General features: G+C 66.7%; 10 protein-coding genes. 5 read left to right on the forward strand and 5 right to left on the reverse strand.

Annotated features, from left to right (window positions below):
• Positions 1 to 2: 2 nt before the first annotated feature.
• Positions 3 to 1,100, reverse strand: a complete 1,098-nt coding sequence (locus ASE72_RS16490; protein WP_235532403.1) for an acetate/propionate family kinase — start codon at positions 1,098 to 1,100, stop codon at positions 3 to 5.
• The gene (locus tag ASE72_RS16495; protein ID WP_268795916.1) at positions 1,088 to 3,418 is read right to left on the reverse strand and encodes a phosphoketolase family protein; all 2,331 of its coding nucleotides are present in this window, start codon (positions 3,416 to 3,418) and stop codon (positions 1,088 to 1,090) included. The genes ASE72_RS16490 and ASE72_RS16495 overlap by 13 nt, the downstream gene beginning before the upstream one ends.
• A gap of 339 nt (positions 3,419 to 3,757) precedes the next feature.
• Here ASE72_RS16495 and ASE72_RS16500 point away from each other — a divergent pair, with 339 nt between their 5' ends.
• Entirely contained in the window at positions 3,758 to 3,976 is a 219-nt protein-coding gene (locus ASE72_RS16500) for a DUF3253 domain-containing protein (protein WP_443024779.1), read from the forward strand.
• A gap of 129 nt (positions 3,977 to 4,105) precedes the next feature.
• Here ASE72_RS16500 and ASE72_RS16505 read toward each other — a convergent pair whose 3' ends face one another.
• Positions 4,106 to 4,651: a DsrE family protein gene (locus tag ASE72_RS16505; RefSeq protein WP_056023798.1), complete on the reverse strand. Its 546-nt coding sequence runs from the start codon at positions 4,649 to 4,651 to the stop codon at positions 4,106 to 4,108.
• Between the two features lie 63 nt (positions 4,652 to 4,714).
• Positions 4,715 to 6,424, reverse strand: coding sequence for a chloride channel protein (locus ASE72_RS16510; protein WP_235532405.1), 1,710 nt, complete (start codon positions 6,422 to 6,424; stop codon positions 4,715 to 4,717).
• Between the two features lie 414 nt (positions 6,425 to 6,838).
• On the opposite strand from ASE72_RS16510, the gene ASE72_RS16515 reads away from it, so the two are divergent.
• Positions 6,839 to 7,933 carry a serine hydrolase gene (locus ASE72_RS16515; protein WP_443024780.1) on the forward strand — a complete coding sequence of 365 codons (1,095 nt, stop codon included), beginning with the start codon at positions 6,839 to 6,841 and terminating at the stop codon, positions 7,931 to 7,933.
• 43 nt (positions 7,934 to 7,976) lie between these two features.
• Here ASE72_RS16515 and ASE72_RS16520 read toward each other — a convergent pair whose 3' ends face one another.
• Complete coding sequence (locus ASE72_RS16520; RefSeq protein ID WP_156350560.1) at positions 7,977 to 8,861, reverse strand: hypothetical protein; 885 nt, start codon at positions 8,859 to 8,861, stop codon at positions 7,977 to 7,979.
• 119 nt (positions 8,862 to 8,980) lie between these two features.
• On the opposite strand from ASE72_RS16520, the gene ASE72_RS16525 reads away from it, so the two are divergent.
• From ASE72_RS16525 to ASE72_RS16535, 3 genes are all read left to right on the forward strand, one after another.
• Positions 8,981 to 10,282 carry an SLC13 family permease gene (locus ASE72_RS16525; RefSeq protein ID WP_056023807.1) on the forward strand — a complete coding sequence of 434 codons (1,302 nt, stop codon included), beginning with the start codon at positions 8,981 to 8,983 and terminating at the stop codon, positions 10,280 to 10,282.
• Positions 10,283 to 10,334: 52 nt separating this feature from the next.
• Positions 10,335 to 11,396, forward strand: coding sequence for an endonuclease/exonuclease/phosphatase family protein (locus tag ASE72_RS16530; protein WP_056023812.1), 1,062 nt, complete (start codon positions 10,335 to 10,337; stop codon positions 11,394 to 11,396).
• A 220-nt stretch (positions 11,397 to 11,616) separates the two neighbouring features.
• Positions 11,617 to 12,639, forward strand: a complete 1,023-nt coding sequence (locus tag ASE72_RS16535; protein ID WP_056023815.1) for a potassium channel family protein — start codon at positions 11,617 to 11,619, stop codon at positions 12,637 to 12,639.
• Positions 12,640 to 12,744: the final 105 nt, after the last annotated feature.

Raw genomic sequence — 12,744 nt, forward strand, 5'->3', positions numbered from 1 at the left:
GGCTAGCGAGAGCCGCTCGCGCCAGAGGTAAGGGCAACGACGGCGCGTGCGATTTCAGCATTTTCGAGCGACGCGAGGACCCGCACGACGACACGTCCGGCCTTCGCAGCGGGGTCGATCGAGACGCCCGCCCAACCGAGATCCGCACAAATCGCGGCGCGGACGACGGCATCGTTTTCGCCGATCCCGCCGGTGAAGACAATCATGTCGGCGCCACCGAGCACGGCCATCATCGCGGCGATCTGCTTTGCGACCGACCGGCAGAACATCGCGATCGCCAGACGTGCGTCCGCGTTTATTGCCGCAACCGCATGCAGTTTGCGCAGGTCGCCCGACACGCCGGAGATTCCGAGCAACCCCGAACGGTGGTCGACCAGCCCCTCGATGCCGGCGGCATCCATCCCCCGCTCCCGCATGAGATACAGCAGCAGGCCTGGGTCGAGATCGCCGGCGCGCGAGGCCATGACGATGCCACCCGACGGCGTCAGGCCCATCGTCGTATCGACCGACCTGCCGCCGTGCACCGCGGTGATGCTGGCCCCGCTCCCGAGATGCGCGATGATCAGCCGTTCGGGCAGATCCGGCCCCAGCTGGCGGGAGATCGACTGGCAGGACAGACCGTGGAAGCCGTAACGCCGTACGCCGTCCGCCCGGAATTCCTTCGCGATCGGCAGGACCGCGGCGACCTCCTCGAGGTCCTTGTGGAAGCCCGTGTCGAAACAGGCGATCTGCGGCACATCCGGGTATCGCGCCCGTGCCGCGCGGATCAGCGACAGCGCGGCCGGGCCGTGCAAAGGCGCGAACGCCGTCGCGCGCTCCAGCCGTGCCAAGACGCCCGGATCGATCTCGACAGGATCGAACAGGTCCGGCCCACCATGGACGATGCGGTGTCCGATCGCCGCGGGCCGCGCGCCGCCTAAGGCCGCGTCGATCCGCTCGAACATATCGGCGGGCTGCGCGCCGTCCACGTCTCCGGACATGCGCTCCTCGAACCCGTCTGGTCCACCCGCATAGAAGCCGAACTTGAGCGAGGAAGACCCCTCGTTGAGCGTGAGGATACCCGTCCGCCCCATGCTCGCCACCGCGCTCACCGCCGCCATTGCCAGTCGCGGATCTCGGGCAGGTCGTCGCCCTCTTCGTAGACGTGCAGCTTGTGCCGCTCGATCAGCGCCCAATAGCGCGCCGTCTCGTCCGCCACGCGGTCGCGCAGCCGGGGGATCCGCTCGATCGCGTCGAGCGCGAGGCGGTAGCGGTCGAGATCGTTGAGCACGACCATGTCGAACGGCGTCGTCGTCGTGCCCTCGTCCTTGTACCCGCGGACATGGATATTGTGGTGGTTGGTCCGGCGATAGGTGAGCTTGTGGATCAGCGCGGGATAACCGTGAAAGGCGAAGATCACCGGCTTGTCGGTCGTGAACAGCGCATCGAACGCGCGCTCGTCGAGCCCGTGCGGATGCTCCGACTGCGGCTGGAGCACCATCAGGTCGACGACGTTGACCACGCGGATGCGGATGTCGGGGATATACTCGCGCAGCAGCATCACCGCCGCCATCGCCTCGAGCGTCGGCACGTCGCCCGCACAGGCCATCACCACATCAGGCTCGCCGTCGTCGCTCGCCCAGTCCCAGATCCCGGCACCGGCGGTGCAGTGGCGGACGGCATCGTCGATATCCAGCCAGCTTGCCTCGGGCTGCTTGCCCGCGACGATCACGTTGACGTAGTTGCGGCTGCGCAGGCAGTGATCGGCCACCGACAACAGGCAGTTGGCGTCGGGCGGCAGATAGATCCGCACGACGTCCGCCTTCTTGCTCGCGACATGGTCGAGAAAGCCCGGGTCCTGGTGCGACAGGCCGTTATGGTCCTGTCGCCAGACATGCGAGGTCAGCAGATAGTTGAGCGATGCGATCGGCTTGCGCCATGGAATCGTGCGCGTGACCTTCAGCCATTTCGCGTGCTGGTTGAACATCGAATCGACGATGTGCACGAACGCCTCGTAGCATGAGAACAGCCCGTGCCGCCCGGTCAGCAGATAGCCCTCCAGCCACCCCTGGCAGAGATGCTCGCTCAGCACCTCCATGACGCGGCCATCGCGGCTGAGATCGGTGTCGTTCGGCTCGGTCTCGGCCATCCACGCCTTGCCCGTCACGTCATAGACCGCCTGCAAGCGGTTCGACGCGGTCTCGTCGGGCCCGAACAACCGGAAGGTCGCAGCGTCGGCGTTGAGCGCCATGACATCGCGCAGATATTTGCCCAGCACGGCGGTCGCCGCGGCCTTGACTGCGCCCGGCTCCGATTGCGCGATCGCATATGCGCGGAAATCGGGCAGCGACAGCGGCTTCAACAACTCCCCGCCATTGGCATGCGGGTTCGATCCCATGCGGCGATGGCCCGTCGGCGCGAGCGTGGCATACTCCTCGCGAAACCTGCCGGCCTCGTCGAACAGCTCGTCGGGGCGGTAGCTGCGCATCCACGCCTCGAGCTGCGTCAGATGCTCGGGATCCTTGAAGTCTGCGATCGGCACCTGGTGCGCGCGCCACGTGCCCTCGACCGGTTTGCCATCGACGACCTTGGGTCCGGTCCACCCCTTGGGTGTCCTCAGCACGATCATCGGCCAGCGCGGTCGCTCGCCGCCCGCACCGCCCGCTCGCGCCGCGGACTGGATCGCGGCGATGCGGTCGAGCACGGTATCGAGCGTGGCGGCGAGCAGCTGATGCACCTCGGCCGGATCGTCGCCCTCGACGAAATGCGGTTGATAGCCATAGCCGCGCAACAGCTCGGTCAACTCGTCGCGACCGATCCGCGCGAGCACGGTCGGGTTGGCGATCTTGAAGCCGTTGAGATGCAGGATCGGCAGCACCGCGCCGTCGCGCGCGGGATTGAGAAACTTGTTGCTGTGCCAGCTCGTCGCCAGCGCGCCGGTCTCGGCCTCGCCGTCGCCGATCACGCAGGCGGCGATCAGGTCGGGATTGTCGAACACCGCGCCGAACGCATGCGCGAGCGAATAGCCGAGCTCGCCGCCTTCGTGGATCGATCCCGGCGTTTCGGGGGCGACGTGGCTGGGAATGCCGCCCGGCCAGGAGAATTGCCGGAACAGCCGCTCCATCCCGCCGCGGCTGCGCTCGATCGCGGGATAGCGCTCGGTGTAGGAGCCCTCGAGATAGGTGTTGGCGACCAGCCCCGGCCCGCCATGACCTGGGCCAATGATCGCGATCATGTCGAGCTCACGCGCGACGATAACCCGATTGAGGTGGACGTAGAGCATGTTGAGCCCCGGCGTCGTACCCCAGTGCCCGAGCAGCCGGGTCTTCACATGCGCGATCGCGAGCGGTTCATCGAGCATCGGATTGCTGCGCAGATAGATCTGGCCGACGGACAGATAATTGGCTGCGCGCCAGTATCCATCCATCCGGCGGAGCATATCTTCGGACAGTGGACGCGTCACTGCCGTCACGGGGACCGCCGGAGCGGGAGGATCAGCCGGGCATATTGCACCGTTCGTCATAGCGATTGTCCTCTGCGCGGATTTCGCGCGACAACATACCTAGCAGTTATGTCGATCGCATGTCGGTTTCTCTTGGAAGCCCGAGCCTGCAGACTTCCGCCCACCTGATTTTGGTAGGGGACGCTCATTCCCGATGGCCTTAAACACTTGCCGATCGCGTCCCGCCCCCTGTCCGAGCGATGAAGGGAGCCTGGATCGCCACTTGACCGATTAGCGTGCGAAGCCGACGCCGTCTGCATGACCGATCCAAGAGCCATGGCGCTCTCCCTGCTTGCCCGCCACGCACCGGGCGCGACGATATGCCCGAGCGAGGTGGCTCGCGCGATCGCGCAGGATTGGCGCGGCACGATGCCCGCGGTCCACGCCGCGATAGACGTATTGGTCAGCGACGGTCTGGTACGACTGAGCTGGAAGGGACACGCGCTCGAAACGCGGTCAGGGCCGTACCGGATCAGCCGTCCCGGCGACGCGTGAAGCCAGGATCTGCTCCTGCGTCCGTCGCCACCGCCACATCGCGCGGCGACACGACGCTCGAGGCTAACCGGTGATCACCGACGCTTATTGGAGCGATCCGTCAGCCCGCGGCACGGGGCATCGACCGATCTAATCGGGGATCAAGGCCCACCCACGAAGCTGCAGCGTCGCCATCGTCGTCAACGCGGACACATCGAGATCGACATTCTTGGCAACCGCTGCGGGATCGATCGTGTTGCCGACCAGCGCCTGACTGCAAACGCGCACCGACACGCCTGCGGCACGCAGGGCGGCGATCAACGGCAGATTGGGGTTCTTCGCCGCCTTGGTGCGCGTGCTGTAGGCCGCATCGGTTGTCACCAACGGCGTCGCCGGCCCGTGGATGATGACGACGACATCGCCGGGTTTGGGCCGGACGCCATCTGCGCCGAGCAGGTTGAGGAACCGCGCGACCTTTTCGAGAGCCAGGTTAACCTGATCGGCCGAGCCTCCGGCCTTGGTAATGCTGAACAGCACGCGGTAGCGAAGCGCAGGATCAGGGCGTTCGCTCGCTGCGGGCACGGGCGAGATTGCACCATAGCCCGGCACGACAGGATGGCGGAGATCCGCAGCCATTGCGCCGCTTGTCGCCATCAGCATCATCATCACCGCAGCCAGACCGGATCTGACGACCATAGCGCACTCCCATGTTACCCGCCCCGATGTGGCCAAGGACCCAACCCGACCACCGGACGACTGTCAGGCTTCACCAAACATCTCGCGCTGGGATTTGTCCAGTTCCTCGGCATAGCGTCGTCGCACGTGCGATTCCGACAGGATTCCGAGCACATTGCCGCCCCCGGCGACGATGGCCATTTCGTCTGCGCCCGCCGCATCGAAGGCGGCCATGACGGACTTTATGTCAGCGTCGGGTGACAGCACCTCGTCTTGATGGATCGCGAGCGTGCCGATCGCGTCGGTCGACGCGACGCCCTCGGCAAACGCGCTGGCGGTCTGGACGATGCCCGCGTAGCGATCCTGCTCGTCCACCAGGACGACGCGACTGGTCGATCCCAGCGGAAACAGACGGCGAAACTCGGCGACGGTGATCCGCTCAGGCGTCGGCCGCTCCACCTTTCGCATCATGCGTCCGGCGGTCAGCATCCGGACCCAGCCTACGTCGCGCGCGCTCTTGATCGTCTCGCCCCGAAGATGAAGCCGCCACGTCGAGAAGGAGTAGCCGAACGTCTCGCGCACGATCGTGGATGACACCAGCGACGCAGCGATCGTTGCGCCGGCGAGCGAGAAGTCGTGCGTCGCCTCCAGTACCAGCATGGCCATCGTCATCGGCCCGCCGACGACCGCGACCGCCAGTGCCGCCATTCCCACCAGCGCCGCATTCTCGCGATCGACCAGCGCCTGCCCGGCAATCCAGCCCAATCCGCCTGCGTAGAGCTGGCCGAGCAGGCTGCCGAGGAACAGCGAGGCGAAGAACAGCCCACCCCGGAAACCGAAGCCGAGCGAGATGACCGAAGCCGCGCTCTTCATGATGAGGATGGCGGCAAGGATCGTGAGGGGGACGCCATATTCGAGGTCGATGTGGAGAGCGCCGTGTCCTGCGGACAGGATCTGCGGCGTCAGCCACGCGAGCGGGATCAACAGCAGGCCGCCAATCATCGGCCGCCACGACGTGCGGACGGGCATGCGCCGCGTCAGTGCCTCGACCCCGGCAACCGCGCGCATCAGAAGGATGCCGAATGCCGCGGTGACGGCCCCAAGACCGGCGTAGATGAGGTAGTGGTGCGTCTGAACCTGCTCGGCGACCGTCGCGTGGACAAGATAGGGCTGCGCGCCGAACGCCTGCGCGACGAGCACGCCGGACAGCGAGGCCGCGGCGACGGGTGCGATCGCAGCGGGCGTGTAGGCGCCGATGACGATCTCGAACGCGTAGAACGCGCCGGCCAACGGGGCGCCAAAGGCACCTGCGATCGCGGCGCCCGTGCCTGCACCGACCAGGATCCGCAGGTCGGCACGGCGCAACCGGAACCAGCCGCCCGCGATCGAGGCGACCACGCCGCCAAGCTGGGCATAGGCCGCTTCAAGCCCGACCGATGCGCCGAACCCGTTCGAGATGATCGTCTGGCCGGAGATGACGAGGCTGTCGCTCCTCGACATGCGACCGCCGTGCAGCGCATTCGCCTCGACGGCGTCGACCATGCGTCGCGTTCTTGCCTTCGTGATCCAGGAGAAGAGTGCGAGCACGACACCGCCGAGCGGCAAGGCAAGCAGCGCCAGCAAGGGTATCGCCGGCGTCGCGCTCAACCGCTGGCCGCTTGGGAGGTCGAAAAGCAGATGCTGGATCGTGCGCGCAATCATCCCCTGCACGACGCTCAGCAAACCGGCCGCGCCGCCGATCGCGACCGCCAGCAGGATCAGCACCGCTTCGCTCGCGCGCAGGCGCTGCCGCATCCATGACGTCGCCGACCGTATGGCTGTGACGTCCATGCTCACGCGCGCGCGGCCCGACACACCGCGCTGCGGCCCGCTCGCAATTGCGCAGCAGCGCGACGAACATGACCGGCGTGGTGGCGCCACTCAGGATCCGGAGCAGGACTGCGCCGGTTCATGGTGTTGCCCGTCCCGCACCGGTGATGCTCGCCGGCATCACGACGATGGGCAGCGGCACAAAGAGAGCGGGGCAGACGCATGGCGCCGGTTAAACCCAAGCCGTCGTCCCGGCTATACCGATCTCGGCGGCAGCGATCACGCAGACGACGGATTCAACATCGCCGCGCCGAGCCGAGGCCGCTGCGGGTCGAAGCCGATGCGATCCGGTTCCGCTTCACGAACAGGCGGCTACAAGGCCTGAAAGGGGAAGTGTCGTTGTCATTTGAATTGCTGTGTCGCCGCGCGGGCATCGTTGCCGGTCTGTCCGGGCTCGCGGCGTGCGTTCCTGCCGGTCGACAGCCTGTCTCGCCCGCATCCGTACCGATCACCGTGCAGACGAGCACGCCGGCCCGAACACCGCCAAGGCCGGTGCCAATCCGGGCCCAGCCGTCGGCCGACCTGCTCAACGCCGTCCAGGCGCTGGGCGCCAGCTTCAAGGGTGACGCCGGCATCAGCGTCCGCGATATCGACGAGGGCTGGGTCGTCGCCTGGGAAGGGGATAGTCCGCGCCCGCAGCAGAGCGTGAGCAAGTTCTGGGTCGCGATCGCGGTCATGGATGCGGTCGACCGGGGCCGGATGTCGCTCAGCGATCCGGTGACGGTCACGAAATCCGATCTTACCGTGTTCCACCAACCGATCCGGACGCTGGTCGGCGCGGATGGGTACAGGACGACGATCGGCGAGCTGCTGCGCGGGGCGATGACGCGGAGCGACAACACCTGCAACGACGTGCTTCTGTGGCGCGTCGGCGGCCCCGACGCGATCAACCGCATGCTCGCGGAGAAGGGCGTTGCGGGCGTCCGGTTCGGCCCAGGAGAGCGGCAGTTGCAGGCGCGTACGGCCGGACTGGAATGGCGGCCGGAATGGGCTGGCGGCTGGGGATTCCTTCAGGCGCGTGCGGCGATGACCTATGAGGCACGCGACAAGGCGCTGCGTCGGTATCTCGCGGCGCCGCTCGACGGCGCCTCGGCCAATGGCGTGACGCTGGGGCTGTCGTTGCTGGCACAGGGCAAGCTGTTGAGCGCGCGCTCGACCGCGTCGTTGCTGACCTTGATGCGCTCCAGCAAGACCGGCCCGCTTCGTCTGAAATCAGGCCTCCGCCCCGGCTGGACGCTCGCGCACAAGACGGGGACGGGCCAGGACCTCGGCACGCTGTCGACCGGGTATAACGACGTCGGATTGCTCGTCGCGCCCGACGGGCATCGCTATGCAATCGCCGTGATGATCGCGAGCACGCGGCAACCGATCCCGGTGCGGATGCGCCTGATGGGCGACGTGACACGCGCCGTCGTGGCGGCTGCGGGCCGGTGACCGTGGAGCGGCGCTGATCCGCGCGCTGTAGGTCGGCCAATCGTTAGCGATCGGCGGCCCCTGCGGTGGTGACGTTCCAGGTTGCGAGCGTCTTGCCCGTGCGGGGGTTGTCGATCGCCACCTCGTCCATCGTCACGCCGACGACGCAGATCGGGCGCTGCTCGGCCCCGGCAGGCTGCCGACAGGACACCGGCCCCTGCCCCGGTATGTCGGCGATCCGACCGGCGATCCGCAGCTGGAATCCGCGTTCGGCTTGGAGTGCGTCGGGTTGCAGGCGAACGACGGTTTCATACGGCTTGCCGTTCCGCTGGCCCAGTCGCGCGCCGTCACCGTCGAAGAATTGGGCGATCGCCAGCGTCTGCCCCGGCAGCGTCACGGCCTCCGTTCCATCCGGCGCGGGATTGTCCCGCGTCGCGGGGCACGCCTCACTCGCCGTCCAGGGTCGCGCTATCCAGAACCCCTCGACGGCCTCCCCTGCGGTCGCTTGCCCCGCGGCATCGAGGATGTCGGCGCGCGTCCAGACGACCGGTGCGACGTGCACCCGGAGGGCCTTGTCCGTCTCGTCATACCGCCAGCGCATTGCGGCGTCGCTTTCAGCCTCGGCCGGTCCGCGACATCCGAACGGAAGTCGCAGTTCGAAGCGTTGCCCCGCAGCGTCGGCGACAGCGCTGGGCATGGCCCGCCCCGAGGCGACCGCGTCTGCCATCTGTGCGGCCAGCGTCATGATATCGGCACGGGCCAACACGGCATTGCCGGGCGTCGGCGGCACGACCGGTTCGCGCGCAGCGGCAGGAGCGGCAGCCACTGGCCCGGCGACGACAGGCTCGACGTTGCGCGGTGACGTTCCGCGCCCGATGAGAAATCCGGTCCCGCCAACGGCCAGAGCGGCCGCAATACCGCCGGCAAGAGCAAGACGACTTTTCCGCAAGCTTGGCTCATCCATTGCTGACCGATAGCAAAACCCGTCAATTTCGCATACCCGATCGCGATGCCCACGACCCACATCGCGATGGCCATATTGCACAGCCCCAATTCGCGGAGGCCTGCATGACACTCGATCAGGTCCTGACCCTGGTCGTTCTGGTCGCGGTCGTCGCGGCGCTGATCTGGGACAAGGTGCGCTCCGACGTCGTGGCGCTGAGCGGTGCTGCCGTCCTGCTGATCACAGGCGTCGTACGTCCGATCGAGGTCCAGGGTGCCTTTGCCAGCCCTGCGATCATCGCGCTCGCATCGTTGTTCGTCATCGCCTACGCGCTCGAACTGTCGGGGCTGCTCGACCGTGCGATCGAAGCCGCGGTGAAGATGTGCAAGCGCCTCGGGTCGGCCGGCATCTGGCTGATGCTGGGCGCGATCGGCGTGGTGTCGTGCTTCCTCAACAGTACCCCGATCGTCGTGCTGGGAGCACCGGTGGTCCGCGACGTCGCCACCGCGTTGAAGCTGCCGCCCAAACGCTATCTGATGCCGTTGTCGTACATCACCGTCCTGACGGGCTGCTGCACGTTGATCGGCACGTCGACCAACCTGCTGGTCGACGACATGGCGCGCGTCGCAGGGCAGCCGCGCTTCGGCATGTTCGAGATCACGCCGGTCGGGCTGCCGATGGCGCTGGCGGGCGGCATCTACCTTTTCCTGTTCTCGGGCAAGCTCATGCGCGGCAGCCTCGCCGACCCGCCTCCGGTCGCATCCGCGCGCGAGATCGATGTCCCGGGTGCGCAGGTCGGCGACTCGTCGCTGTTCGCGGAGCATCGTCCGTTCCAGCCGGTCAAGGCGGCGATCGCGCTGGGCGTGTTCGTCGCTGCGATCGCGGTCGCCGCGGCCGGGCTTGCGCCGATCGCCGCCTCCGCCTTTGCCGGTGCGGTCGTGTTGATCCTGTTGCGGGTCATCACGGCGGACGAAGCCTATGGCGGCCTACGTCCGCAGATCCTGATCCTGATCGCCGGCATGGTCGTGATCGGCATGGCGATGGAGCAGAGCGGTCTCGCCGCCCAGGCGACCGGGGCACTGGTCGGATCGATGCAGGAGTTCGGCCCGCTGACCGCGCTGATCGTGCTATACGGCATCACCATGGTGCTGACCGAATTGCTGTCGAACGCGACGGTCGCCGTGCTGGTCACGCCGATCGCGGTCGCGCTGGCGGAAAGCCTGGGCGTCAGTCCGCGCCCGTTCCTGGTCGCGGTGATGATGGCGGGCAGCGCGGCGTTCGCGACGCCGTTCGGCTACCAGACGAACGTCATCGTCTACCAGATGGGCGGATATCGCTACATGGATTTCGTGAAGGTCGGCCTGCCGCTCAACCTCATCACCTATGCCGTCGCGATCCTGGCTATCCAGACGTTTTTTCCGTTCTGATGAAGACCGGCCATGGCTTGGTTGCCCGACCTGCCCGATCTAGACGGCACGCATGCGCCTACTCATCCTGCTGATCCGGGTCCTTGCCGGTTTGCTGATCCTGGTCACCGGGCTCAGCCTCTTCGAGTCCAACGAGTGGTGGATCCGGATCTGGGATTTCCCGCGCGTCCAGATCCTCGCAGGCCTGGTGCTGGCTGCCGGTCTGTCGCTTTGGCTCGATCGGCGCGCGGGACGCGGCATCGCCATGCTGTGCGCCGTCGCCGCGGGGTGGCAGCTGTACCGGATCTATCCCTACACACCGCTGGCAAGGACGGAACTGGCCTTCGCCGACAATGCCCCCGGCGCGAAAGGCGCGTGTTTCAGCGTGCTGTCGCTGAACGTGCTGGAATCAAACCGCGACTATCCGCGGACAGCGCGGCTGATCGACCGGATGCGCCCCGACATCCTCCTGCTCATGGAAACCGACCGCGGCTGGGCGGATGCACTCACGACCCAATTGGCCCGCTATCCCCACCGGCTCGAACGCCCCATCGGCAACACCTACGGCATGATCCTCGCCACGCGCCTGCCCATGCGCGATGGCCGGATCGAGACGATCGCGGAGAAGGACACGCCGTCGATCCACGCCGAATTGACGGCCGGTAGCGCGTTCCGGGTGATCGCGCTTCATCCAAGGCCCCCCATCCCCGGACAGGATACCGAGGCCCGCGATGCGGAAATCGCGATCGCCGCAAAACGCGCGGCGAGCACCAGGCTGCCCGTCCTCGCGATCGGCGACTTCAACGATGTCGCCTGGTCGCATACGTCGCAGCTCTTCAAACGGGTCGGGGGGTATCTCGATGCGCGGATCGGCCGCGGTACGTTTGCGACCTTCCCCGCCCGCACGCCGTTGCTCGGCTGGCCGCTCGATCACATGTTCGTCACCCCCGACTTCAAGGTTCGCGACCTCGCGGTCCTCGAGGATGTTGGTTCGGATCATCTGCCGATCCATTCGCGTCTCTGCCTCACAGGCAAGCCGGGCACGAACGGGACGCCTGAGCCCGTATCGAACGAAGATCGGAAAGACGTGAAGGAGGTTCTGCAGGACTATCGCGAAGAACGCCGCGACCGCTGAGCGCGCCGCAGCCGCGCGGAAGCCGGGATGCCGATGGGGGTCGGCATATATGAGGCGATCCGATAGATACCCGACTGCAATTGAACGGGGCGTTCGACCGGGTTGCGCTGGGACAGGCGATACGGTTCGAGGCCTGTGACCGCGGCAGACCCCATCTCCATGCGCCGATCCTCGACGAACCGGTGCTTCACACCGGCTGCGCAGCGATGCATGAGATGGCATGACCACGAACGATGCAGACATCGTGCACTATCGGCTGCGACGCCAGAGCCGAACTCCGGCGTGGCTGGCCCTGTCCTGGCGGGCGCTGGTCGCGCTCGCGCTGATCGGCATCGCGCTCGCGGTCCATTGGTTCGATCGCGATGGCCTGCGGCAGAACTCGGGCGAGCCCGTGACGTTCGCCGACATCCTGTATTTCACGATGATTACCGTGACGACGGTCGGCTACGGCGACATCGTGCCCGTGACGCAGCAGGCGCGGATGTTCGATACCTTTGTCGTGACACCGATCCGGCTGTTCGTATGGCTCATCTTTCTGGGAACCGCGTATGATTTCCTGCTTAAAGGCGTCTGGGAGAAATGGCGTATGTCGGTAATCCAGCGACACCTCGAAGGCCATGTCGTGGTCGCCGGTTTCGGTACGAGCGGGTCCGAGGCGGTAAGTGAGCTGATCCGTCGCGGTGCCGATCCAGCCATGATCGTCGTCGTTGACGAGCGCGCGTCGGCGTTACGCGAAGCGGAGAGTTGCGGCACCACGGTGATGGACGGCAACGCCACGCGCAACGCCGCGCTCGAGGCAGCCCGTCTCTCGAACGCCCGCGCCCTCATCGTCTCCGCCGGCCGCGACGATACCTCGATCCTCATCGTGCTGACGGCGCGGCGGATCGCGCCCGATCTGCCGATCAGCGTGGTGATCCGGTCGGAGGACAATGAAGCGATCGCGCATCAGGCAGGCGCCAACGTGGTCATCAACCCCGCCAGCTTTGCCGGTCTTCTGCTCGCCGGCTCGACGCATGGCGCGCATACCGCCGAATACATGGCCGATCTCGCCGCGTCCGGCGGGCGTGTCGTCCTCCGAGAACGCGAAGTCTCTGCCGAGGAAGTCGGCAAGCCGCTGGCCGATATCACCACCGGTCTCGGTCACCGCATCTATCGCGGGCACCAGGATTTCTGCTTCTGGGAGCCTGAAGCGTCGCGTCTGGAGGCGGGCGATATCATCGTCGAGGTCGTCCCACGCCGCTGAACCGCGGCCCGAAATCCGTCCGCGTCCTTGCGATACCGACCGGCAGAGCGCCACCGCAAAGTCCGGACGTACGCGCACAGATATCGCTAATGTCGGAGCCTGGTG

Origin of the sequence: Sphingomonas sp. Leaf20, from assembly GCF_001421535.1 — a bacterium.
Taxonomy (GTDB): domain Bacteria; phylum Pseudomonadota; class Alphaproteobacteria; order Sphingomonadales; family Sphingomonadaceae; genus Sphingomonas.

Coding starts and splice junctions, on each gene's coding strand:
- ASE72_RS16495 (WP_268795916.1), bottom strand. CDS start 3,418: ATGCTCCGCCGGATGGATGGATACTGGCGCGCAGCCAATTATCTGTCC.
- ASE72_RS16500 (WP_443024779.1), top strand. CDS start 3,758: ATGGCGCTCTCCCTGCTTGCCCGCCACGCACCGGGCGCGACGATATGC.
- ASE72_RS16505 (WP_056023798.1), bottom strand. CDS start 4,651: ATGGTCGTCAGATCCGGTCTGGCTGCGGTGATGATGATGCTGATGGCG.
- ASE72_RS16530 (WP_056023812.1), top strand. CDS start 10,335: ATGCGCCTACTCATCCTGCTGATCCGGGTCCTTGCCGGTTTGCTGATC.
- ASE72_RS16510 (WP_235532405.1), bottom strand. CDS start 6,424: ATGCGGCAGCGCCTGCGCGCGAGCGAAGCGGTGCTGATCCTGCTGGCG.
- ASE72_RS16490 (WP_235532403.1), bottom strand. CDS start 1,100: ATGGCGGCGGTGAGCGCGGTGGCGAGCATGGGGCGGACGGGTATCCTC.
- ASE72_RS16525 (WP_056023807.1), top strand. CDS start 8,981: ATGACACTCGATCAGGTCCTGACCCTGGTCGTTCTGGTCGCGGTCGTC.
- ASE72_RS16535 (WP_056023815.1), top strand. CDS start 11,617: ATGACCACGAACGATGCAGACATCGTGCACTATCGGCTGCGACGCCAG.